Source organism: Geoanaerobacter pelophilus, assembly GCF_018476885.1.
Classification (GTDB): Bacteria; Desulfobacterota; Desulfuromonadia; order Geobacterales; family DSM-12255; genus Geoanaerobacter; species Geoanaerobacter pelophilus.
Window position 1 is genome coordinate 808,670 of record NZ_JAHCVJ010000001.1, and the last position, 22,432, is coordinate 831,101.

The 22,432-nt window shown below is 51.9% G+C and carries 16 protein-coding genes; all 16 read right to left on the reverse strand.

Going from position 1 to position 22,432, the window contains the following annotated elements; translation table 11 throughout:
- Positions 1 to 30: 30 nt before the first annotated feature.
- The gene (locus KI809_RS03775; protein WP_214170155.1) at positions 31 to 972 is read right to left on the reverse strand and encodes a glycosyltransferase family 2 protein; all 942 of its coding nucleotides are present in this window, start codon (positions 970 to 972) and stop codon (positions 31 to 33) included.
- Between the two features lie 69 nt (positions 973 to 1,041).
- On the reverse strand, positions 1,042 to 3,294 hold the full coding sequence (locus tag KI809_RS03780; RefSeq protein ID WP_214170156.1) for a hypothetical protein: 2,253 nt from the start codon (positions 3,292 to 3,294) through the stop codon (positions 1,042 to 1,044).
- 407 nt (positions 3,295 to 3,701) lie between these two features.
- Positions 3,702 to 4,376 carry a cytochrome c3 family protein gene (locus KI809_RS03785; RefSeq protein ID WP_214170157.1) on the reverse strand — a complete coding sequence of 225 codons (675 nt, stop codon included), beginning with the start codon at positions 4,374 to 4,376 and terminating at the stop codon, positions 3,702 to 3,704.
- 273 nt (positions 4,377 to 4,649) lie between these two features.
- The gene (locus KI809_RS03790) at positions 4,650 to 5,726 is read right to left on the reverse strand and encodes a 6-bladed beta-propeller (RefSeq protein ID WP_214170158.1); all 1,077 of its coding nucleotides are present in this window, start codon (positions 5,724 to 5,726) and stop codon (positions 4,650 to 4,652) included.
- Positions 5,727 to 5,762: 36 nt separating this feature from the next.
- Positions 5,763 to 6,758: a cytochrome c3 family protein gene (locus KI809_RS03795; RefSeq protein ID WP_214170159.1), complete on the reverse strand. Its 996-nt coding sequence runs from the start codon at positions 6,756 to 6,758 to the stop codon at positions 5,763 to 5,765.
- A 134-nt stretch (positions 6,759 to 6,892) separates the two neighbouring features.
- Positions 6,893 to 7,741 (reverse strand): c-type cytochrome biogenesis protein CcsB, encoded by an 849-nt coding sequence (ccsB, locus tag KI809_RS03800; protein WP_214170160.1) that lies wholly within the window; start codon positions 7,739 to 7,741, stop codon positions 6,893 to 6,895.
- A 78-nt stretch (positions 7,742 to 7,819) separates the two neighbouring features.
- Complete coding sequence (gene resB, locus KI809_RS03805; RefSeq protein ID WP_214170161.1) at positions 7,820 to 9,184, reverse strand: cytochrome c biogenesis protein ResB; 1,365 nt, start codon at positions 9,182 to 9,184, stop codon at positions 7,820 to 7,822.
- 183 nt (positions 9,185 to 9,367) lie between these two features.
- A complete protein-coding gene (locus KI809_RS03810; RefSeq protein ID WP_214170162.1) occupies positions 9,368 to 9,628 on the reverse strand; it encodes a cytochrome c3 family protein in 261 nt (86 codons plus the stop codon).
- Positions 9,629 to 9,735: 107 nt separating this feature from the next.
- Positions 9,736 to 10,254: a 5-(carboxyamino)imidazole ribonucleotide mutase gene (purE, locus tag KI809_RS03815; RefSeq protein WP_214170163.1), complete on the reverse strand. Its 519-nt coding sequence runs from the start codon at positions 10,252 to 10,254 to the stop codon at positions 9,736 to 9,738.
- A gap of 27 nt (positions 10,255 to 10,281) precedes the next feature.
- Positions 10,282 to 12,477: a hypothetical protein gene (locus KI809_RS03820; protein ID WP_214170164.1), complete on the reverse strand. Its 2,196-nt coding sequence runs from the start codon at positions 12,475 to 12,477 to the stop codon at positions 10,282 to 10,284.
- Between the two features lie 3 nt (positions 12,478 to 12,480).
- Positions 12,481 to 14,121, reverse strand: coding sequence for an ArnT family glycosyltransferase (locus tag KI809_RS03825; RefSeq protein ID WP_214170165.1), 1,641 nt, complete (start codon positions 14,119 to 14,121; stop codon positions 12,481 to 12,483).
- A gap of 17 nt (positions 14,122 to 14,138) precedes the next feature.
- Positions 14,139 to 14,885: a glycosyltransferase family 2 protein gene (locus KI809_RS03830; RefSeq protein WP_214170166.1), complete on the reverse strand. Its 747-nt coding sequence runs from the start codon at positions 14,883 to 14,885 to the stop codon at positions 14,139 to 14,141.
- A gap of 38 nt (positions 14,886 to 14,923) precedes the next feature.
- Positions 14,924 to 17,122 (reverse strand): STT3 domain-containing protein, encoded by a 2,199-nt coding sequence (locus KI809_RS03835; protein WP_214170167.1) that lies wholly within the window; start codon positions 17,120 to 17,122, stop codon positions 14,924 to 14,926.
- A gap of 54 nt (positions 17,123 to 17,176) precedes the next feature.
- Positions 17,177 to 18,448, reverse strand: a complete 1,272-nt coding sequence (purD, locus tag KI809_RS03840; RefSeq protein ID WP_214170168.1) for a phosphoribosylamine--glycine ligase — start codon at positions 18,446 to 18,448, stop codon at positions 17,177 to 17,179.
- A gap of 103 nt (positions 18,449 to 18,551) precedes the next feature.
- Positions 18,552 to 20,117, reverse strand: coding sequence for a bifunctional phosphoribosylaminoimidazolecarboxamide formyltransferase/IMP cyclohydrolase (gene purH, locus KI809_RS03845; RefSeq protein ID WP_214170169.1), 1,566 nt, complete (start codon positions 20,115 to 20,117; stop codon positions 18,552 to 18,554).
- Positions 20,118 to 20,219: 102 nt separating this feature from the next.
- Positions 20,220 to 22,340, reverse strand: coding sequence for a tetratricopeptide repeat protein (locus KI809_RS03850; RefSeq protein ID WP_214170170.1), 2,121 nt, complete (start codon positions 22,338 to 22,340; stop codon positions 20,220 to 20,222).
- Positions 22,341 to 22,432 lie beyond the last annotated feature (92 nt).

A 22,432-nucleotide genomic window follows, 5' to 3' on the forward strand; every position in this document is an offset into this window, starting at 1 on the left:
TGCATATAATGAGGTGGCCATCCGTCAAATTCATAGCTGTACTCGGCGTAATTTCACCTCTGCCTGAGACGAGGCTTTGCTAAACCGCGGCCTGGCAAGTCCGACCACCATGCCGGCTCCGTATGACAGGTGGAGCGTCGGGATTACCAATAGCAAAAACGGAATCAGCACTGCCATCTTCCGCTGCCAAGCCTCCCACAAAGCTGTTATGGCAACAGTTCCTGCATAACATAAAAGGGGGAGGGTGTAAACAGGGTTGTCCAGAAACGGGACGATCAGAAGATAAAGAAGAAAGGCCGAGGGTACAAGGCTTGCACAGTTAACCTTCCTGCTAACTATTGTCTGCTCGCCCCTGCCGCGGCCGTAAGTGAAGAGCTGCCTGACAAAATCTGCATATCGTCTTCGCTGGCTTCTCATGACAGCCAATTCCGGATCGTGTATCAGCTCCCATCCCATATGAAGAATTCGATCCATCAATTCGTTCTCTTCGTTGGGATAAAGACGCTCATCCAGCCCGCCACAGCCGCTGTAAATCTCTCGCCGGAAACTCAAATTGCACAGAATCAGCTCATTCTCAGCTGCTGACCGGGCGGCTCCCGCTAGCCGGTATCTATTCCTGACGCTTCCCCCGCCGATCAAGGAGCTAAACGCTGCACCAAAGGCCTGCTGCAGTGGGGTATCACTTGGAGGAGTCAAGGAAGGTCCGCCAACAACCGCAACATGGCGATCCGCATAATGAGTGGTAGCCCGGCGCAGGAAGTCGGGGCGAACCTGGGAATCATCGTCGAGAAAATACAACAGCTCGCCGGTAGCGGTGGCCGCAGCTCGGTTTCTCTGGCAACTGGGGCGGCACCCCTCGCTGACAATTATCTCGACCAGGTGGTGCGGATAGTCCATCCCCTTAAGCGCCTCGATGGCTTTGACTTCGCCGCCGGGCTTTACCGGAATGATAATGCTCCAAGAAGGGTACATGTGCATTCTCCGTCAGCGGGCATAAAAAAACCGGGGATTCCCCGGTTTGCAACCAGCACAACGAACCTCCTAGAACTGCTTTTTCAGGTTTGCGGAAAAGCGCCGCTCCGTACGATTGTCGTTGCCGGTCCGTTTGCCTTGATAGTATTCAACATTCCCCTGCAGCAACTTGTACTGGACGCCAATTGAAGCCCCTCCCATCCACTCGGAAACATTACCGGGACTGAGAAGCGAATACCTAGAAAGAGCGGCTGCGTACAGATTACTGTTAAAGAAATATTTGCCCTGTAAGGAGAACTGACGGGCCGTAGTATACAAATTCGCGTATATTGGGGATTCGCTACTTTGCAGGAATGCCGATTGCTGGGTCACCTCAAAGAGTGTACCCCTGAATCTTTTACTTGGTACCATATAGGTGAATCGTTGAGAAATGTCAGAGGTATTTTTCAGATTGCCAAATTCGTTGATTCTCGTGTAAGTCCCTTTGAGAGTCGAACTAGCATAAGGAGACGGTGCAACCTGCGCGAAACCGGTCACAGCAAGCTCATCACCGGATATAGAACCGATAGTCCGTCGAGAGTAACGGGTGTTCGCACCCACCGCATATTGGGGCAATGAGTAATTGATACTCCCGGTGAGCGTCATAATCGAGTCTAGATCACCGCCCTTTACCCCATAGACATCCACCGTGGCCTGCGCATCTGTCCTGAGACGCTCCCCAGGAGACCAAGCGATTTTAGCATTTGTTACCGATCGATAATAGTCGTTGGTCACACTATCCGTACGCCCGGAAACTCGGGAACCGAAATCCGAAAATTTCTCGGATGACGAGACTGCTCCCTGTGTAGCAGTAATTGCCCCAAGATTAATTGTCAAATTTTGATCAGCGCTGAAAACCAACAAGTTATTGATGCGGTAAATCGCCTTACCAACCAGTGTCTGGGTAAGCTGCTTGGAGTTATTGTTTGACGTTTCCTCGGAAAAGCTTTTTATAGTGTACGATGCATTAAGGGCCAGCTTATCGGAAAATCGACGCGTGCTGGAGGTCTCAATGCTTCCGTGCAAGGCCAGTTTCCTGGTGATATCGGTGTTATACAACTCCACGGAAACTGTTGGGGTCAGAGTAAAAAGCGAGCGCTTTAGAGTCTCAACCCTGAACGATGCTAAGGAAGACTGCTCCTTTGACCCAAAACCCGAATTTGAGATGCGGTGGTCTTTCTGCTCGAACCTGGCCTGCCAAGAAGTATCCGTCCCCCAAGATCCGCTTACATAAAGCGGAATCTTCAACTCCTCCTCCAGCTGATTATTTCCGTCAAGCTTCCGCGAAAGCGAATTGAATGATCGAGCATCCCAGTTATCTCTCTTAGCCGAGGCAAAGAGGTTCAGGGTATAGTCAGTTAACGAGTTGGTCTTACTGGCAGGATCATATGTCTTGGTCATAACCCCGTCAGCAGAGATCCGAATCCAGTTGGTAAGCTCAACCCAGATACGTTCGCCAACAATGTCGACGGTACCAAGGCGAAATGATTGCTCCTGAGTGTTCTGACCCAATGAATAAAAAAGACCTAACGTATCGGACTTACTCAAATAATCCTTAGTATCAAGCATTTTATAGGTCAACCAGAGGGAATTCTTAGCGATACCGGCATTCAATAACCGTGTACGCGAGTGTTCAGGAGCAGCACTATTCAGGTTACTAACGTAATTTTCTCGGTAATCCAGGATTATTTTCGGCAATTCGACCAGCCGTGGGAATTTCGAGGCCAGCGAATCACTCGACATCTCGCCGAAAACGATTTTTGCCCCAGAGGTGATCTTTGTCCCTCCTTGAAGTTCTGGAGTAGTCACCGTAGGAATGATGTTGATCCCATTGATCGAATCAAGAGAATTAATACTAACACCACTGTTTGATATTCTAGTTAGATCGCGACTGAATAATGAAATGTTCAACGGCAGAGTCCTGCTATTATAAGCGTACTCGGCGCCATAAAGAAGATGGCCCTTTTTTATAGATGAATTGGAATCCTCTCCCTTATCAGATTGGGAGACATTGAGCGCACCCCATTCATAGCCGAGATTAAAGCCGTAATTGCCAAATTTACCGAGTCGGCCTTTTTTATCATATAGAATCGTATATCGCTGAAAAAGTGCACTTTTGGCAATATCGGAATGGCTATCCTTGATATGATAATCATCATAGGAAACTTCAACTTCGCCCGAAATCTTGGCAAGAGCACGTCCTGGCAACATCAAGACGATACCCAAAAGCAAGGTACCAAGCACAGTCAACGACGCAATACCATGTTTCCACATAATCAACATTGATTCCCTATATGGTTTTTTGCCATGGGCATAATCGCGGACTCATAACTGAGAGCTTACGTAACGTAATCTTTATCCAATTAATGCAACTGTTGTACCCAGCCATGTCAAATTTCCGACAAAACACTTCAGAGCCCGTCACACGCAGTATACCGGTCATTAGATAGCACCGCAATATTAACACTCCTCAATAATTAACGGTATTTACGGAGCAATGAAGAGGTGATTTAACCCGGACTCAGTCAATAGACGGAGACGTGATTATTATCAGTGAAGGGAAAAGATGTCAAGACAAAACTATTAGCAATCAATAATCCGGTAGGTTTCCCTTATTACTGTCAAAAATTTGAAGCAAAAAAAAGGGGGATGGTTTCCCATCCCCCTCAGCTTCATCTTAAATCAAGCAATTACTTCTTGTGGCAAGCAAGACAAAGAGCACTGTTAGTATTGGCTTTGCGGAGGAACTTGCCGTACTCGTCATCATGAACCTTGTGACAGCTGGCGCACTCCATCATGGTGCCTGTACCAAGAGCGTTGTTGAAGAACGGGAAGCTACCACCGGAAACGGTTCCGAGGCTGGCTGCTGCAGAAGCAATCGGATGAAGAGTAGCATCAGTGCTCTGAGCGGAAGCATAGTCAAACCCTACCGGGTGAGAGTTGCTGAGGTTGGTGCCAAGACGATCGTTATTAGTATTGGAGATAACTTCGGAACCGCTCATGTCGTGGCCCATGGCGTTCTTGATGTTGCCAAGCTTAGTTACGCCGTCATGGCAGCTCATGCAGAAGAGGGAAACGCTGCTGTCGTTAAATGCAGCTGCTTGTGTAGCGGCGGTCAGAGTCGGGCTAGTCTTGTAGAGGGTGAAGCCGGCGCCTGAAGGATTGTTCCTGTTCCAGAGGGGGATTGCCTGTACCGGATTATGCGGGGTGTGGCAGTAGATGCAGATTTCGTCTGCACCCTGGTTTTTCGTGCCGTAAGTACCCTTCAGGTCGTGGGCAGTACCGACGATGGAACCGAGGCCGAATGCCGATGTTGCTGCTGCTGCCAATGCTACTGCTGCGAGTAATACGATTTGCTTTTTCATGTTTCTTTCCTTCCTTTCTTTTTTTCTGCGTCTGGCGCAGTCGTGAAAAACAGTTTCGTGAACACTAGCGCTTATCAAGCGTTAAAACACTGAGCACCAGCAAGTAATTGTTAACTTATAAGCACCTCTTGTGCCAAACTGCATCCATACACACAACATGTTAATATCATTAAATAAAATTTTTACACTACATGAAATATCGCTGACATCAATTGTGAATTAACTATTACTTCTGGTATTTTCACGGCCATTTAACCGAATAGCCAGCCCCGGCTAATACGGGTTTTCCCTAACGTATTTTTCATTCATGTACTGATAGACTTGGAACCGAGAATTCAACTGGTCGGCCACGTATACGGTATCGTTCTGATCGACGTAAATTCCTTGCGGGGTCTGGAAGCCGCCTGGACCGATAGAGATGCCAGGGCCGGCAACATACCTGCCTCCGAATTGCAGCAGACAATCACCCTGATCATTGAAGATCATGATCTTGTTCATCTTTCCGTCGGTCACATAAATGTGTCCTTCAGAATCAACAGCCACCCCTTTGATTACCCCCATCTCTCCGAGCCCATCGCCTCGTTTCCCAAATTTATTAATGAACTTGAGGTCAGAACTAAACCTTTGGACCCTGGAGTTCAGTGAATCGCTGACAATGATATTCCCTTCCCTATCGACTGCCACAGCAGTGGGGAAGTTGAACTCTCCGTCACCCTGCCCTCTCTTTCCAACTGAATCGATGTATGAGCCGTCAAGCCCGAATAAAACAATCCTGTGGCCACCAACATCAGCCAAAACCAGTCTCTTTCTCGACTTATCGACCTCTATCCCAGCAATCGACTTTACATACTTCGAAGCATCCCAAACCGCAGTTACCTTACCAGTCTTGTCCAATACAAATATCTTCTGGAACTGCGAATCCCCCACATAAACATTGCCATTACCATCTACTGCGATGCCAGTGCCCCGCGTCAGGATACTGCTCGAACCCTCACCTCCGAACAGAGCCGCAGTACGTGCCTTCAGGTCGAACAGATAAACACCGCGCGATCGCTGGTCGACAACATAAACCTTGCCTAAGCCGTCCGCAGTTACATAGACAGGGGCATCCAACATCACGCCACCAGCCTCCTCGCCAAGAAGAAGGTCCATGAAACCCTCTTTCTTTTTGAATGAGTCGGTTCCGGTATAGGCGCCTATAAACTCAATACGTGGGGTATCCGGCAGTGGTGGCCAAAAATACCGTTCTGCCTTAACCGGAGCGATCTGCGTAGTTGCGGCGCAGCCCCCAAGTAAAGTCCCGCCGGCACAACAAACGATTAACAGGCAGATCAGAATAAGCAAACGCATCGTGGTACTCCTCCTTTTGAGTTATGAGCATTAAAGCTATTTATTATGACAGAACTGACACAAAGCCATTCTTTCCTCTTTGCGACTCTGCAGAAAATACCTTACTACACCACCATGAGGGTCATGGCAGGAAACACAAGACAGTTCCTTGCCTTTTCTTTTAGGAGAAATGTCGTTTTTCCCGGAAAGGGGATGGCCTTTTTGCGAAGTATTCCGGAGGACATGAGGCCCCTTGCCAATCTTTTCGTGGCAGGAGAGACAAACCTCGTTGATTGGCCGACGCATAAACCCAGGGAAGTCACTGCCATGCGCATCATGACATATCTCACAATAACCTGCAGCCACCGGACCATGCTTGAAAGTATTCTTCTTAATCTCATCAGTCTTATCCGAATGACACTCTACACAAAGAGTAGAGTCACGCCTTGCCGTTCCGTGCCGGGGCTTATCAGTTTTTACGTGACAATATTGGCAAGAAAAATTTACTGCCGGTTCATGTGGATACTTAACCTTAACTAATTTCTGATGACAAGTAGCGCAAGGGCTGGAAGCTGGATTCTGTGAAGCTTTTTTATCACTCGACGCTGTCATGACATGGCAAATAGCACAAATTTTCTCATTTTCGGCACTATGCAAAGTGGTCTCAATAAATTCTTGCGGGACTAAGGATCTATCCCCTAAAGGGTTGTAGAAGATTTCCGTTGCAATACTTTGCACCTTCTGACCGCCATTGTAACCCTCAATCAGGAGAGTATTCTTTCCGGCATCCCAAACCGGCTGCACAATAAGAATATCCTGAAACAGTTTGCGATAGTCAGATGATGAAATCTGCAAAATTTCAGAATCAACCCCATTTACAGTTAACTTGATCCCGGAAATAGAAGAATCGTTGGTCTTTACGATAAGATAATCTGAGCGATAGACCCAGCTTTTCTCTGCTGGATAAATTAACTGCATAGCAGCGTGGAGACTTGCCGGCAAAAGCATCTGAAGCAGCAGAACAAGGAAAACGCCCTTCTTGCGACATCCCATAAAAGGCCTTTCTAATTAGATCAAATGTTGTTATTTCAGGCTTCCACAACCACTGCAATCCTATCAACAATTCGGCTGATAGTTGAAAAAAAAGCGCGGTGAGATCACCGCGCTTGAACAACAAATGGCAGATATTATTTTCCGTAACTATGTAGCCCTGAGAGAAACAAGTTAACCCCAAGATAGCAGAAAATAGTTGCGGCAAAGCCGACAATAGATAGGATTGCCGCCCTTCTCCCAACCCAGCCACGGGTAATTCTTGCATGAAGAAAAGCCGCATATACAAACCAGACGATGAGAGACCATGTTTCTTTAGGGTCCCAACTCCAATAGGTACCCCAAGCATAGTTGGCCCAAGCAGCACCAGTCACAATTCCCAAGGTAAGCAAGGGGAATCCGATCATAATCGCCTTGTAATTAAGATCATCGAGCACTCTTATTGCCGGGAACATCGAGAAAATACCCCCAGCTGGAGAGTCTCCATCTGATGATTCCTGACGCTCCTTGATCAGGTACATGATTGAAATTCCGCAAGCCACAGCAAACGCAGCATACCCAAGGAAGCATGTGATAACATGGTAAAGGAGCCAGTTGCTCTGAAGAGCTGGAACCAGTGGCTCTATCCCACTATTGAGGCCAAGCTGAGCCCATGCCATGCCAAGAAGCGCAAAAGGGACAACAAACGCACCGATAACTCGGTACTTGTACTTTACCTCGATAATTCCGTAGATAAGAATGATCGTCCAGGAAAAAAAGACCACGGACTCATAGAGATTGGAGAGAGGCGCATGGCCGACCCCCATGTCGTAGGACTCTTTCCAGCGCAGGAGTATGGCAGCAGACTGAACAATCCAGCCGGCATAAGCCGCCCAGCTGCCAACCAAACCGATCTGTTTGTTTTTGGTGGCAAGAAAGGCAAAAAAGACAATCATAGATATCATGTAAACTATCGTTGTGACATTGAACAGCATAGAACTGGACATCGATTGTATCCTCCGGAATCGTAAATCGTTGATAGTCTTGAGTCAGAAACAGCGGCAATTAAGCCTGATTTTCGAGCGTTAAAGTTTTTCCATCTTAGCAGTGAGCTCTTCAAAAGCACCTTGAAAGGCCGGCTGATTCTTGCTTGCACTGCCGGCAACTACAACCCGACCATTGGACGAGATCCTGACCCAAATTCGTTTATGCGACATGAAAAAGGCCATTATTATCCCGATGACCATAAGAGTGCAGCCAAACCAGACCACCCACACTCCCGGATCCTTCGCAACCTGCAGTCCGGTATAAAACTTCTCATCTGAGCCGTCATAAGAGAAGATCAAGTCGCCCCCGCGATCCTCATCCAGTTTCGGGAAATTGCGGAACACAATAAAGCTGTCCGGCTGTTTGCCTGGTGAGTGAACTTCAATCCGGGCTGCGGGCCCCGACATCTGCGGGATAAACTGGCGCACATCCTGAGTAGACTCGGTAACATGCATGGTCCGTCCTCCAGGGAGCTGAACAGACTCTCCCTGCCGAGCGGTAATCTTTATGGGCGCCCCACCCTTTCTATCCTTGACGGTAAAGAAAAAAGTCCCACCCTCGCCTGCAGGGCCGTAGCTGGACTGGTAGAAAGTTATTCCCTTGTAGGTCAGCGGATCATTGACGACTATCGGAATATTGACATAACCCGAAACCGGCTTACCGTTCTCAAGCACAGTGAGGATACTCTTGAACTCTTTGGGAGCGCCGGTCTCATAAAAAGCGACCGAAAATTTTTCAAGCTTTACGGCAAAACCAAGGTCGATTGTCTTGTTATTGCGGCCAAGAACCTTTGATTCGCTTGTGCCTTCAGTTATCTGCACCCATCCTTTGTAGCCAAATAACGATCCGACGATAGCCCCGATAAAGATGATGACAATGCTTAAATGAACAACATAAACACCAAGGCGACACCAGGGGTTTTTCTGAGCATAAAGATGCACTTCGCCATCTTTTTCCGTTACAACAGGGGAAGAAAACTCCTTGGAAAGAAAACCGGCAAGCCCATCCTTCAACGAGGCAAGTCCACCCTTCAGCTTAAGGTCGCGAGTCAAAGACAGAGATTTTTCCAGCCCTTCATCAAGGGTCAGGCTCGGCTCGGTAACCGTCTTCCATACCCTGGGGAGCCTTTTCATTGAGCATGCTACCAGGTTTACGGTAAAAAGATAGAGGAGCAGAATGTACCACCACGAGTGGTACATGTCGAAAAAACCGAGCTTTTCATAGAGCTGGAGCTTTGTCTGGCTCAGTGATTGGATGTATTGCTCGGGAATGTTCGGAGCCTGTGGAATCACGGTCCCGATGATCGACGTGACGGCAAGAGCAATAATAAGGGAAATTGCCAGCTTGAGTGAACAGAAGAAATCCCAGAGTGACTGTAGAAAGCCTTTGTTATTCGTTGTCAAGATTTACTCCTTAAGTACCAGTTATGTGCATACCGCCAAACAACGGGTGATTATACAGGAATCACTAAAACAATTACAATCTATTTTGCGGGCAAAAAAGACTTGCTTTATAACCATATAAAAACAAAAGGGACAACGAACTAGCCGTTATCCCTTTAATAAAAAAACTGTCAAAAAGCGTAATTATTTATGGCAATCCTTGCAGCTTGTGGGCCCCTTCTTCAGCTCAGCGTGGCATCCCTTGCAACCCTTGGCGTGAGCCATTTCCTTGCCAAATCCAGCGATCTTGCCCGGCCCTTTTTCATGGCATTTCTTGCAATCACCAACAGAAGCCTGGTGAGCCTTGTGATTGAACTTGACGCCTTTTTTCATTTCGATGACATCTGCACCAAAGGCGGTTCCGGCAAAGGCAACTACTGCGAACAAAGCAACGATGGTCTTCATTAAATATTCCCCCTTTTCCCTGAGATGAAAATTTTGAAAGGAAACTAATACAGCAACCGCGCGTTGTCAAGGGAAAACCGTTTAATGCTGCTACGGCGTGTTGTCTCTCAAGAAGAAATCCCCGCCGTCAATTTTACCTGGAGAGCAGCATCCTTCTCCGCCACTTCTTCAGAAAGCTGCGATTTATAGGCAGATAATTGTTCTGCAAGCCCAGGATTCGCAAGGGCAAGCATCTGTACCGCCAGTATCCCGGCATTTTTTGCGCCGGCCTTGCCTATGGCCATCGTTGCCACCGGAATCCCCCCTGGCATCTGCACCATCGCATACAGGGCATCTACGCCATTAAGCGGACCGCCACCGATCGGCACCCCGATAACCGGCAGTGTTGTCTCTGCAGCGATTACCCCAGCCAGATGCGCCGCCATCCCGGCAGCAGCAATTATTACCTTTACCTCACGTTTTGCCGCCCCGGCTGCCAGTTCTGCCGTCCTCTGCGGAGAGCGATGAGCGGATGAAACTCTCATCTCGAATGTTACCCCGAATTGTTTCAGAATCTTGGAGGTCTCTTCCATGACCGGAAGATCGGAGTCACTCCCCATTATCACCAGCACTTGAGGATTCTTCATTGTCATATCTCTCCTTTTATCGCCTTATTATCTTGTAATTGTCAGCCCTGATGCTATCGCCTGCTCCGGAACCGAGACTTTTCGCAAGGCCCCGCCAGAACAGGACAAGGAGTAACTATCCAGAGGGAGGGTGTCACCTTGGCGAACGTCGGTTGCATATGGAACCCTGAACAAAAACTCGCCCTGCTCATTGGTGATAGCCCTGTCAGTGTAGCGAAGAAGCCTGCCTGACGAGGTACGTAGAGGCATTTCCAGTCCGACGGCATTACCGGCACCGCATCTGCCGTAGATGACGGCACCAGGAACCACCTCAAACACCTTGTAGAAACTGTTCTCAGCCCCCATGTCTGCAGGGTTAGGTGTCTCATACACCAAGCGATATCGCTGCGATGCCGTTACATACCCCCCCCCCATGGGATATGAAGACCCGTCATGTGTGGCCAGACGCTGCAGCATGGATCCGGTTCCGTCAACCGTCCCCAGGGTCTCAGCCGGGAGAACTCCCTTCCGTACCCCGTCTGCCGCCAACCGGTAATATGGGGCGAATTCGTCGGGCACTGCCAGCAAGTATCGTACTCTGTTTAAAGATGCAATTTGTGCCGCAACCTCGAGTTTATCCGTAGCCATGAACCCGCCGATTTCATAGAGCCCGTGGGCTTCCCAGCCGAAAGCAGTGGTAACTGAAGGCCTTTGCGCAAGGTAATAGAGCTTGGCACCGAACCGCCACGGGGCAAGGATGCCGTACTCCGGCTCCCTTTGAGGATTCAAGTAGTAGGACGTCTGAGGGGTGTTTTTGCGAATCCATTCGAACACACCTGATCTGCCGTACTCGCCGACCCTGGTTATCGGAGAATTGGTAAAGGTCACATTGCTCACATACCCCTTATATCCCGGAATAAGGAGGATGGGAGCCAGAGAGGCCAGAGCGATTCGAGGCAGGACAGCATGCCATCTAACCCATGCCCAGCTGAAAAGCCAGGCAGAAGCCAAGGCCACCGGGATCGCCATCACACCGGAATACCTGAGTTTTACCAAAGGAAACATCCCTGCGCCCCAGACAGCAACCGCCAGGAGAGTGCCATTGCGAAACCCACCCTGGCGCCATTCGCGAAACGACAGGACCACTGCCGGCGGGATCAGAAACCAGAGCAGGGTCACGGTACCAATGACCCCATACCAGAAGCCCCAGACGAAAAAGAACTGCTGCTCGGGTATCGATTCGAGCCATGAGTCGTGGGTTCCACCAATAAAACTGATTCCGGAGAGGATCTCAGTCCCGAACGACCTGACAAAGGGAAACAAGAGGGCCGTCGGCAAAAGGGCCAGCAAAAAGAAGAAACGCCGGCAAAAGATTTTGACGGAACCACTAGTTCCGAGGAACTGCAGGAGCAGGGCGCAAAAGGCCAGCGCCACGACATGGAACCAGGAGACAATATTGAAAGAAAACCTGGCAGAGGTCCGCCACGGATCGGCAACGCATATCACGGCAATGATTGCGGCGGCCCCCAGAAAGACCTTTGTATAGTCATCAAGGCACCTCCTGTTGCCTCTGGCGCTCTCCAAGGCTCCCCGGATTAACAGGTAGATGAAAAGGTATGCCCAGAACAACGTGGCTCCCCGCCACATGAGAATCGTAAGCGGAAACGCGGAAATGGCCGCAAGTGACTCCCGGACCGACAGGCGACCCTCTGTACCGAGAAAGGTGAAAGAGTAAAGAATCAGGATTACCATCGGTTCCAGGACATGGTGATCAAGTTTCGGCGCCAGGGTATAGGAGATGTGCCCAGGCGACGCGGCCACGACAAAGGCGGCCAGAATGGCTGCGTTCTTGTTGCCAAAGGACTTGCGGGCTATGAGGAATGTCGCAGCAATGGTGGCAACGCTCAAGACCGGATTGGCAAAAAAACCGATCTGCTCGACAACTGTATCTGAACCGCCGAAGATGAGGGAAAACGCTGAGAGCAGATAATCAAATAGCGGCGACCAGATCTGCCCCAGCCCTTTGGGGTATGCGGCATAACTGTCGAATGAAGGCACGAGGGGGAATGACTTTACGCCGAGGACGATCCGCCGCAGGTGGTCGTACGGATCTGGACTGTAAAAGCAGAACCCTCCGTTGGGCTGGATGAAATTCCGGTAGCAAGCCGTTCTCAGGAAAAACCCGAGCAAGCACACCGTGCAGAGCAGCAGGATTGTCCGCAGTGAAAGGCGTTCCTTGTTCATGTCCTACCTGTACCTGAAGACATAATACGTTTCATCATGCTTTTTCGCGAAAAGGTACGGCAGAGGGCCGCGGGCTGACGCATAATAGCCTGCACCAGCTGCCGGATTCATGACCGAAACTAACTGGCCGGCCCGGTAGGTAACGGTCTCGAGCAGATCTACGGCGTTCATATCCGGCATTCTGGTAAAGCTGTTGTTGGCAGGGATTGCCAGGACATCACCCCTGTTTCCGGCCATATTGCGTGTATCCGCCGGGACACCACCAAGAAGCTGCAGATAATACTGAAACCCCCAGTGTCCCTGGAAATAGAGCTTTTGCGAAGCTGAGGTCTTGAGACTGCCGGCTCGGACAGCGGCGAGTCTTGCTGATTCGGCATGGCTCTTGTCACCCCATGCAACCATGAGAGAGAGGAGCAGTACTGGACCAAAGAAACCATACCTGAGCACCGGGGATCGAGAATTGACGGTTACGGGCAATAACCGTCCCGCAAGGATCCCCACGGCCGGCAGGCTGGGGAGCAGGTTGCGGCCGCTTATGGTCCAGTTAAGGTATGCGGTAAAAACCAGCGTCCCCGCAATCCAGAGCACCAGGAACAGGGTTTCGGCAGATCGATCAACAATGACTGCCCACAAGAGAAGAGCTATAAGAGCGGTGCCGACAGCACCGAATAAAGCGGCATGCAGCAACTGGAGCCACTGAAACCCTTCCGGACCGGCAAAGGGACGGCCAGCATATCCCCCCTGCAAGAACAGCACGGATGAGATCACCAAGAACAGGACGAAGAGGCAGGAACAGGCCTTCCTCGCTCCTGGGACGAGCGGCAAGAGCGATACCAGCGAAAGCATGCCGCCGCCGGTAAAAACGAGACAGACGAACCCTTGCCCGAACAGGCTGAGTTTCCCCCCTTTGCTGGCAACGGAGAAACGCGCGGCATCGAACAGCAGCCCCCGCCCGTACAGTCCGGCGGTCCACAGTTGGTAAACCACAACTGCGAGAACCGGCAACAGCAGATAGGGAAGACAGAGTGCCAGGTTTTTCCGCTTGATCAACTGGTAGCACAGAAGCAGCGGGACGAGGCAGATTCCGAAGTACTTTGTGAAGAACGAGACCGAGACCAACAGTGCCGCAACGACAAGACAGGCATGGGAGCTTGTGCGCCCACCCCTGATCCAGAAAAAAACCGCCCAGAGCCAACTCGTCGCCATCAGGATATCTCCCATCACGACGGTGGCTGACATCATAAACAGGGGAGTACAGAGAGTGACCAGTGCAGCGACAAGCGGATCGGCCTCAAGCTCACGTGCTAGGCAGTAGGTGCCGAGAATGAGAAAAAGCGAGATGACGACCACGAGCAGATGGAGCCATGTCTCGCTCCAGTTGCCGGCAACCCCTGCCAGGGCCAGAAGATACGACATCCCCGGCGGGTTTTTGATGATGTCCGATGCCGGGAGTTCAACACCCCAGTCCCAGTTGATGCGGTAGCCGTAAAAATCAGTCGGGGCAACAGCGATTTGTTTCGCAGTCCAGACATAGAGAGGATCATCAATATGCAGTGGTTTGCCGATAAATGGAATGAGGCAGATCAGGCAGACAACACTAAGGAGCATCATTTGCCGCATATCGGTTTTCAAAGTAGATTTCAATTCAGCAACCCATGAAATCAACGCAAACGCGGCAAACGTTCGGGAGAAATCAGGCCAAGGAGGGCGAGCCTAAACTCAACGGCAGTCATTAGTACGCCGCACCCGTATTTTACGCTGCGCAAGAAATTGATTGACGAGGCCTCGGGGAAATATTTCGTCGGACAGCTTACCTCGCCGATCCGGTAACCGTACCAGACAATCTGGGCAAGCATCTGGTTGTCAAACACAAAATCGTCGGAATTGGCATCAAGTGGCAATCGTTCCAGGACCTCACGGGAAAAGGCTCGGTATCCGGTGTGATACTCCGACAGTTTCTGGCCGAGCAGGAGATTTTCCACGAAAGTGAGAAAGCGGTTTGAGATGTATTTATACAGCGGCATACCACCCTTCAGCGCGCCTACACCAAGAATCCTTGAAGCAAGAACGGCATCAAACTCGCCAAAGGCGATCATCGACGCCATGGCGGTGACCAGTTTGGGAGTGTACTGGTAATCCGGGTGCAGCATTACCACGATGTCCGCACCAAGATCGAGGGCAGCCCGATAACAAGTTTTCTGGTTGCCACCATACCCCTTGTTCTGCTCGTGAACAATGGTATTAATCCCTAAGTTGCGCGCCACTGCCGCAGTATCGTCCTTGCTGGCATCGTCAACAAGGACCAGATCATCCACGAATTCAAGCGGGATCTCGCTGTAGGTCTTTTCCAGGGTCTTCGATGCATTGTATGCCGGAAGCACAACAACTATTTTTTTACCATTTATCATGATCTATCCTTGATTGTTGAAGGTTTTTGGGCACTGACCTATTTGGCCAGAGAAACCGTACCCCCGCGGACTATCATTTCTTCAGATACGGCGAACGAATAACTCGATTGCCTGCCGCAAGACACGGCATACTTCCCCAACGGGACCGTATCTCCCTGACGAGTTCCGGTCGCGTACGGAACCCGAAATGAAAATCTGCCGGCAGCGTCGGCCTCTGTCCTGTCGGAAAACGGCACGGTGCGACCGGTAGAGGTGCGCAACGAAAGCGTGAGCGTGACCGGATCTCCGGGAAGGCAGACGCCTTTCGCCATTGCCCCCGGAACGACTTCGAAGACCTTGTAGTGGCTTACCGGCATTACCGGCGTGTCAAACTGCTCCGAAGATTCGTGTACCAGCCGGTAGTTACCCAGAGCAGGCAGGAACCTAACCTTTGAGCTTATGGCAGAGCCGTCGAAGTATTTCAACCGCTGATAGACCGATCCGTCCGGGTCAGGGACACTGACTGTTCCCGGAGGGAGTTTACCCTTTTTCACACCGTCCTTGGCGATCCCGAATTCGAAGTTATAGTCCTCGTCCCGTATCAGTATGTATCGGGCCCGATTCCTGGTCGCAATATCATAGGCAATCGCTGGGTTCCCAGTCGTTAGGAATCCTGAGATCTCGTAGATCCCATGGGCCTCCCAGCCGAATGCCGTGGCAACTGAGGGGCGGTGTGCCAGGTAGTAAAGCTTCGACCCCAACCCCCAAGACGCGAGAATGCCGTATTCTGGCACCGTTAGCGGACAATCGTAATATGAAGTGACTGGAGTGTTGTTCTTCAACCACTCGAAGACCCCTCCCTTGCCATACTCGCCTGTGACAACCACTGGAGGGCTGGCAAAGGTCAGGAAAGAGCGGTAGTCTTGCCCGGCCGGTGCAAGACAAAGCAAAATGCCTCCACAGGCAGCCACCCGATGCCGGATCTGCGGCCATCGATGCCAGATCTTCCCGAAGAGATAAGCCGTACCCAGGGCAACCGGTATTGAAAGCACGACCGAGTACCGCAGACGAAGCAACGGCAACATCCCGGTTCCCCACACCATGAGAGCCAGCAGGTTCATGTCGCGAGTACCACCCTGCCGCCATTCCCTGAAAGCCAGGATCACCGCAACTGGCAGAGCGACCCACAACAGGGTGACAAACCTGAAAAAACCGGCTACCCCCCAACGAAACAGACTCTGCTGCTCGCCGATGGAGTCGAGCCAGGAATCGCTTCCGCCGATGAAACTGAGACCGGAAAGGATTTCATACCCCAGGGTCCTGACCGGCGGGAACAGCATTGCCACCCCCACCAGCAGAGCTATCCCAGCCAACCGTTTGGCCAAGGCCGAAACAGAACCGGCTGTGCCGAGGATTGTCAGGACAAGGGCAAACTGGACTAGCACGCACACATGAAACCACGAGACGATTCCGTACGAAAACCCTGAGGAGCCCCAGGTATTGAACAGACAAACAAGACTTACCCATACAGCGCCACCAAAACAGGCCACAATAGACTCGTACAGGTAGCTGGTCCTTCCCCTGGCATATTCCATCCTTCCCCGGAGCAGCAGATACAGAAAAAGTATCCCCCAGAAGAGCGTGGCTCCCCGCCACATCAGTATCGTGAGGGGAAAGGCCAGAGAGGCAAGCGCGGCTTTCCGCCCTTCGAAGGTCTCTTTCCTGCCGAGAAACGAGAAGGAGACCAGCGTCAGGATGGCAAGCGGCTCCCAGACGTGATGATCGAGCTTTGCTGCATGAGTATAAGCGATGTGTCCCGGAAATACCGCCACAGTGAAGGCCGCCGCCAATCCGGAAATTTTACTGTTTAATAATCGAGCGGACACCAGAAAGGTGAGAATCAGTGTCGCCACAGTATACACCGGGTTTGCCAAAAACCCGACGGTCTGGATAACGGCATCAGAGCCGCCGAAGAGAAGCGCTATTGCCGACAACAGATAATCGTAAAGGGGCGACCATATCTGTCCCAGACCTTTGGGATAAGCGGCATAACTGTCAAAGGACGGGATGGTAGGAAAAGACTTTACCCCCAGGAAGATCCTTCTAAGGTGGTCGTACGGATCAGGACCGTCAAACCAGAACCCGCCGTTAGGGTTCAGGAAATTCCCGTATGATGCGGCCCGGAAAGCGAGCCCGATTATGGCTATTGCAGTCAGGCATAACCAGGAACTATCAAGGCCACCCCTTTTAGGCAACATCTATTCTCCCGAGAGAAAGGAACTGGCTCAATTTGTCAACTGCGGACCTAGTGTTCACCGCCCCAATGCCTTGCTGCCGATATCCCTGCGAAAATGCACACCGTCCCAGCCGATGACCGAAACACCGGCATATGCTCGATCTATGGCGTCCTTCACCGTATCACCCAGTGCGGTTACGCCCAGAACCCGGCCGCCGTTGGTGGCGAATGAGGTCCCGGCAGACGAGGTGCCGGCATGGAAGACCATCAGGTGAGGCATTGTTGCTGCAAGATCGAGGCCGCTGATCAGATCCCCTTTGGGATAATCCCCCGGATACCCTTTTGCCGCCATCACGACACACACCGCAGCCTGGTCGTGCCATTCAAGCGTAAACCCGGAGATATCGCCGTTGGCCACGGCAAGAAGAACCGGAACGATATCCGACTTCATCCGCATCAGCAACGGCTGACATTCTGGGTCGCCGAACCGAGCGTTGAACTCCAGTGTCTTGACGGAATCGCCGTCGATCATCAGACCGGCATACAGGACTCCGCGATATGGCCGCCCCTCGGCAGCCATTCCGTCTATGGTACGACGCATGACCTCGGTCATTGCTTTTTCATGAATGGCTGGGGTAACGACCGGCGCCGGGGAGTAAGCCCCCATGCCTCCGGTATTCGGCCCCTTGTCGTCGTCGAAGACCGCTTTGTGGTCCTGGGCGCTGGCCAGCGGGATGATGTTCTTACCATCGGTGATCGCCAGGAATGACGCCTCTTCCCCCCGGAGGAACTCTTCGATGACCACCCGGGAACCGGCATCGCCAAAGGCGTTACCCGACAACATGTCTCTGACCGCGACGATTGCCTCATCCTTGGTCTGGGCGACAATAACCCCTTTACCCGCTGCCAAACCGTCCGCCTTGACCACAATCGGGGCACCATGCTTTTCTATGTAGGCAATGGCGGGTTCCACCTCACTGAACACCTCATAAAACGCGGTCGGCACCTGGTACTTCTTCATAATATCCTTGGAGAACGCCTTACTCGCTTCGATCAGCGCAGCATTGCGCCGCGCTCCAAAGATTTTCAAGCCATACTCTTCAAAAAGATCGACGATCCCAAGGGACAAGGGGAGTTCCGGACCCACGACCGTGAGCCCGATTTCCTCTTTTTGGGCGAATGACAGCAAACCGGGCAGATCGTCCACCTTCAGCGCCACATTCTCGGCGATCTGGCCGATACCGGGGTTACCCGGCGCACAATATACCTTAGTCACCAGCGGCGACTGGCTTATTTTCCAGACCAGCGCATGCTCCCGCCCACCGGAACCGATTACCAGAATTTTCATCTTGTTCACCTCGTATAAATCTTCAAAGCATGTTCCCAAATGGCCGGATGCGAGGCGGCAAGAGAGAGCCGACGACACAACCAACGCCGTTATTAACGCGTGATCAGTGCCTGAAGTGACGCATAGCGGTGAACACCATCGCCATGCCATGCTCATTGGCAGCAGCAATCACCTCTTCGTCACGCATGCTTCCCCCAGGCTGGATTACCGCAGTTATCCCCGCAGCAGCAGCATTGTCGATGCCGTCACGGAACGGGAAAAAGGCATCGGAAGCCATCACTGCCCCCTTGACCTCAAGACCGGCATGCTCTGCCTTTATGGCGGCGATCCTGGCTGAATTAACCCGGCTCATCTGACCGGCGCCGACGCCGATGGTCATGCCGTCCTTGCCATAAACAATGGCGTTTGATTTGACGAACTTGCAGATTCTCCAGGTGAAGAGCAGGTCAATCATCTCCTTGTCGGTCGGCTTGCGGGTAGTAACCACTTTCAGATCCCCATGCAGCTCCAAATCGGTGTCCTGTACCAGGATCCCGCCATTGACCCTCTTGAAATCAAGCCGGGCAAGTGAAGTTGCCGGCCACTCGCCGCACTCCAGAAGCCGGACATTTTTCTTGGAGGCAACAACGGCACTGGCACCGGCAGACACCTTCGGGGCAATAATGACTTCAACAAACTGACGATCACAGATCGCCTGTGCCGTCGCCTCGTCAAGTTCGCGGTTGAAAGCGATAATCCCGCCGAAAGCCGACTCAGGGTCGGTCTTGTAGGCAAGGTCATAGGCATCGAGCAACGTCTTGCCGATGGCCACGCCACAGGGATTGGCATGTTTCACGATTACGCACGCCGGGCCCTCCGAAAACTGCTTGACGCACTCCAGCGCAGCGTCGGTATCGCCAATATTGTTATAAGAGAGCTCCTTGCCCTGAATCTGCCGGGCAGTGGCGATGGAGGCCTCCTTGACGTCTTTTTCCACATAGAAAGCCGCCGACTGGTGGGGATTCTCGCCATAGCGCATCCCCTGGGCCTTTCGATACTGGAAGGTCAAGGTGTCGGGGTAACGCTCCACCCCGTCGCCGGTGCGACTGCCCAGCCAGTTGGAGATCGCGCCGTCATAGGCGGCAGTGTGCTGATAGACCTTAACAGCCAGACGGAAATTGGATTCTTTTGATACTGACCCGCCGTTAGCTTTCATCTCGGCCAGCACCTTCTGATAATCAGCAGGATCCACAATGACCGTAACATCGGCATTGTTCTTGGCAGCAGAGCGGAGCATGGTCGGACCACCGATATCAATATTCTCGATAGCATCTTCAAGAGTGCAGTCAGGCTTGGCAACAGTTGCCTCAAACGGGTAGAGATTTACCACCACCATATCGATCGGCTCAATGCCGTGCTGTTTCATGGTTGCCACATGTTCTGGGTTGCCACGCATGCCGAGCAGACCGCCATGCACCTTGGGGTGCAGGGTCTTTACACGACCGTCAAGCATCTCGGGGAATCCAGTGAATTCGGAAACATCCTTTACTGCAAGCCCAGTTTCGCGAAGCAGTTTGGCAGTCCCCCCGGTGGATAGGATCTCCACGCCGAAGGCTGCGAGTTCCTTTGCAAAATCAACGATTCCAGCCTTGTCTGAAAGGCTGATAAGTGCACGGGTGATTTTTGCCATTGTTGTCTGATCTCCTTTGTTCGTTGAGCGGTTCTTGAATTTTAAAGAGGTTGAATATATCAAATTGTCAAACCAACCGCCAGACGAATATTCACGAGCATGTCACGACTGCATCGCCTCCCGCACTCGATCTCTCAGTTGCGGAAACTTCGTCGTGATGTAATTGAAATAACGCTCGGCGGTCTGCCGGTCCCCCATTTTGAGATAGGTACGCGCCAGATTTAATTGGGCGTAAGAGTAACTGCCATCAATGGCAATTGCCTTCTCAAAGGCGCTGATCGCTCCCCGGAAATCTCTCATATTCATCCGGACCAGCCCCAGATTATTGAGGGCATCGGGGTTTTTCGGATTGAGCTCCAGGCTCCGTTCCAGATATGATGATGCCTGGCTGAACATGTTCCATTTCATCAGGATATTGGCCATATTGTTGAAAAGCCGCCAATCCTTCATACCGAGGCTTTCCATTCTCCGATAGTAAGACATGGCCTCCCGGTACTCGCCGCGTTTGTCCAGCTGTAACGCCAGATTGCCCAGGGTCTTGAGATCGTTCGGATCGCTCGCCGCCTTTTGCTTCAGTGCCGCCAGACTTTCTGGCTGCGAAGCCTTGAGAAGGGCCATTTTCGCCCGTACCCCTGGAACCAGGTGGTGTCCCTCCTGGCCGGTCATCAGCACTGCCGAGAAATGCTCCAACGCCTTGTCGGTCTCGCCGATGCGGGAATAGACATCACCCAAGAGGTTGTGGGCACGGGCCGAGTTTGGATTGATGGTGAGACCCCGGACAAGCATGGCGATAGCATTACGGCTATCTCCCTGGATGAAGTAAATGCTCCCCATCCCCAGTTCATAACCAAGCGACTGCGGATTGATCCGGCTCGCTTCCTTGAACAGCGTAATAGCGCGGTCATAATCCCCATCTTTCAGACATTCTGCGCCCAGGGCAGTATACCCCTCCACTGCTGAGGGATTCGCGGCGATGGTGGCCTGCCAAAGGCTCTTGTTATCTTTCCAGACACCGACCCTGGCGTATGAATACCCACCGGAGCAGAAGATGATGGCGACGACAAGCGCTATGGCCGCCGGCTTGCGGCCACTGTCGAAGAGCTTGACGAGCAGGAGGGCAATACCCAGAAAAATACCGACCCCCGGGATGAAGAGATAGCGGTCGGCAACCACCGGATAGGTATCATAGAGGTTGAGCACTGGAAGCAGCGTGACGAGGAACCAGATAATAGCGCAGGAAAGTAGTGGGGCCGTACGCGCCAGGATGAACGGAAGCGCCGCAAGGGTCAGCACCCCGGCGACTGCCGCAAGGACAAGGGGAGAGGAGAGTGATGAGGCAAACTGGGGCTCGTAACGGATGGTCAGCCCTATTGGTGCGAACAGCTTGGCCAGATAGAAGAACGGAATCTGGACCGCCTTAGCCAGCTTAGCGACAAGCCAGGAGGCGGAGATGTCGTGCAACATCGGCGATTTTTCGATCAGTTTTGCCGAGACCCCCACCCGGGTAAAGAGGTAAAAAAACAGGGCCGACAGAACAAAGAAAGGGTCGAGCCAGATGAGCCGGCGCAACCCGGTACGCCGTCCATAGGCGAGCAGTTGCAGCGCAAGCAGGAGAAAAGGGAGCATGATGACTGTTGCCTTGCAGAGCATGGCGAACAAAAAAAACAACAGGGAAGCGCCGTAAATTACGAGAGAAAGCTTCTCGGTACGCAAAAAGCGGCAGTACAGTGTGGTCGAAAGAAAGAAGAAAAAAGCCGCCAGGACAACATTTCTGCCGCCGATAAAGTTCACGGCCTCACCGTTGACCGGGTGTACGGCAAACAGGGCCGCGGTCAGGAACGGCAGATAGCTGATCCCTCTGGATTCAGTCGTATCGCAGGAGACATTGGCGACCAGTTCGTTAACCAGATAATAAAGTGCCACCGTGGCAAAGACGAACCAGACGATGTTGGAAAAATGGAACCCCCCCGGATTTTTCTCTCCCCAGAACTGGTAATCCAGCAACAGGGTGAGATCCCGGATGGGGAGGAACTCGATCCCGTTGGCCATTGAGGTGAAGATCCTCTTCAGGTCAAAGGTTCGGTACGCTTCGTTGCCAACGAGATAATACCAGTCATCGTAGGCAAAGCCGTTGAAAACCCCTCGCCAATAGATGGCACAGACAATGAATCCAAGAAACGAAATCTGCACAATCCGCCTGTCAAATAACGACGCCGGCCGCATCTTTCCCCTCCAGCTTTCAGCAAAATAATATTTGAATCACTCTAATCCAAGCCGTTCTCGACCCCTGAAGGCAGCACCCCGGCCGGACCGGG

Excerpts from the sequence above, each read along its gene's own strand:
- KI809_RS03775 (WP_214170155.1), bottom strand. The coding sequence starts at position 972 with ATGTACCCTTCTTGGAGCATTATCATTCCGGTAAAGCCCGGCGGCGAA.
- KI809_RS03795 (WP_214170159.1), bottom strand. The coding sequence starts at position 6,758 with ATGGGATGTCGCAAGAAGGGCGTTTTCCTTGTTCTGCTGCTTCAGATG.
- purH (WP_214170169.1), bottom strand. The coding sequence starts at position 20,117 with ATGGCAAAAATCACCCGTGCACTTATCAGCCTTTCAGACAAGGCTGGA.
- KI809_RS03790 (WP_214170158.1), bottom strand. The coding sequence starts at position 5,726 with ATGCGTTTGCTTATTCTGATCTGCCTGTTAATCGTTTGTTGTGCCGGC.
- KI809_RS03850 (WP_214170170.1), bottom strand. The coding sequence starts at position 22,340 with ATGCGGCCGGCGTCGTTATTTGACAGGCGGATTGTGCAGATTTCGTTT.
- purD (WP_214170168.1), bottom strand. The coding sequence starts at position 18,448 with ATGAAAATTCTGGTAATCGGTTCCGGTGGGCGGGAGCATGCGCTGGTC.
- KI809_RS03830 (WP_214170166.1), bottom strand. The coding sequence starts at position 14,885 with ATGATAAATGGTAAAAAAATAGTTGTTGTGCTTCCGGCATACAATGCA.
- KI809_RS03835 (WP_214170167.1), bottom strand. The coding sequence starts at position 17,122 with ATGTTGCCTAAAAGGGGTGGCCTTGATAGTTCCTGGTTATGCCTGACT.
- KI809_RS03785 (WP_214170157.1), bottom strand. The coding sequence starts at position 4,376 with ATGAAAAAGCAAATCGTATTACTCGCAGCAGTAGCATTGGCAGCAGCA.
- KI809_RS03820 (WP_214170164.1), bottom strand. The coding sequence starts at position 12,477 with ATGAACAAGGAACGCCTTTCACTGCGGACAATCCTGCTGCTCTGCACG.
- purE (WP_214170163.1), bottom strand. The coding sequence starts at position 10,254 with ATGAAGAATCCTCAAGTGCTGGTGATAATGGGGAGTGACTCCGATCTT.
- KI809_RS03780 (WP_214170156.1), bottom strand. The coding sequence starts at position 3,294 with ATGTTGATTATGTGGAAACATGGTATTGCGTCGTTGACTGTGCTTGGT.
- KI809_RS03810 (WP_214170162.1), bottom strand. The coding sequence starts at position 9,628 with ATGAAGACCATCGTTGCTTTGTTCGCAGTAGTTGCCTTTGCCGGAACC.
- ccsB (WP_214170160.1), bottom strand. The coding sequence starts at position 7,741 with ATGTCCAGTTCTATGCTGTTCAATGTCACAACGATAGTTTACATGATA.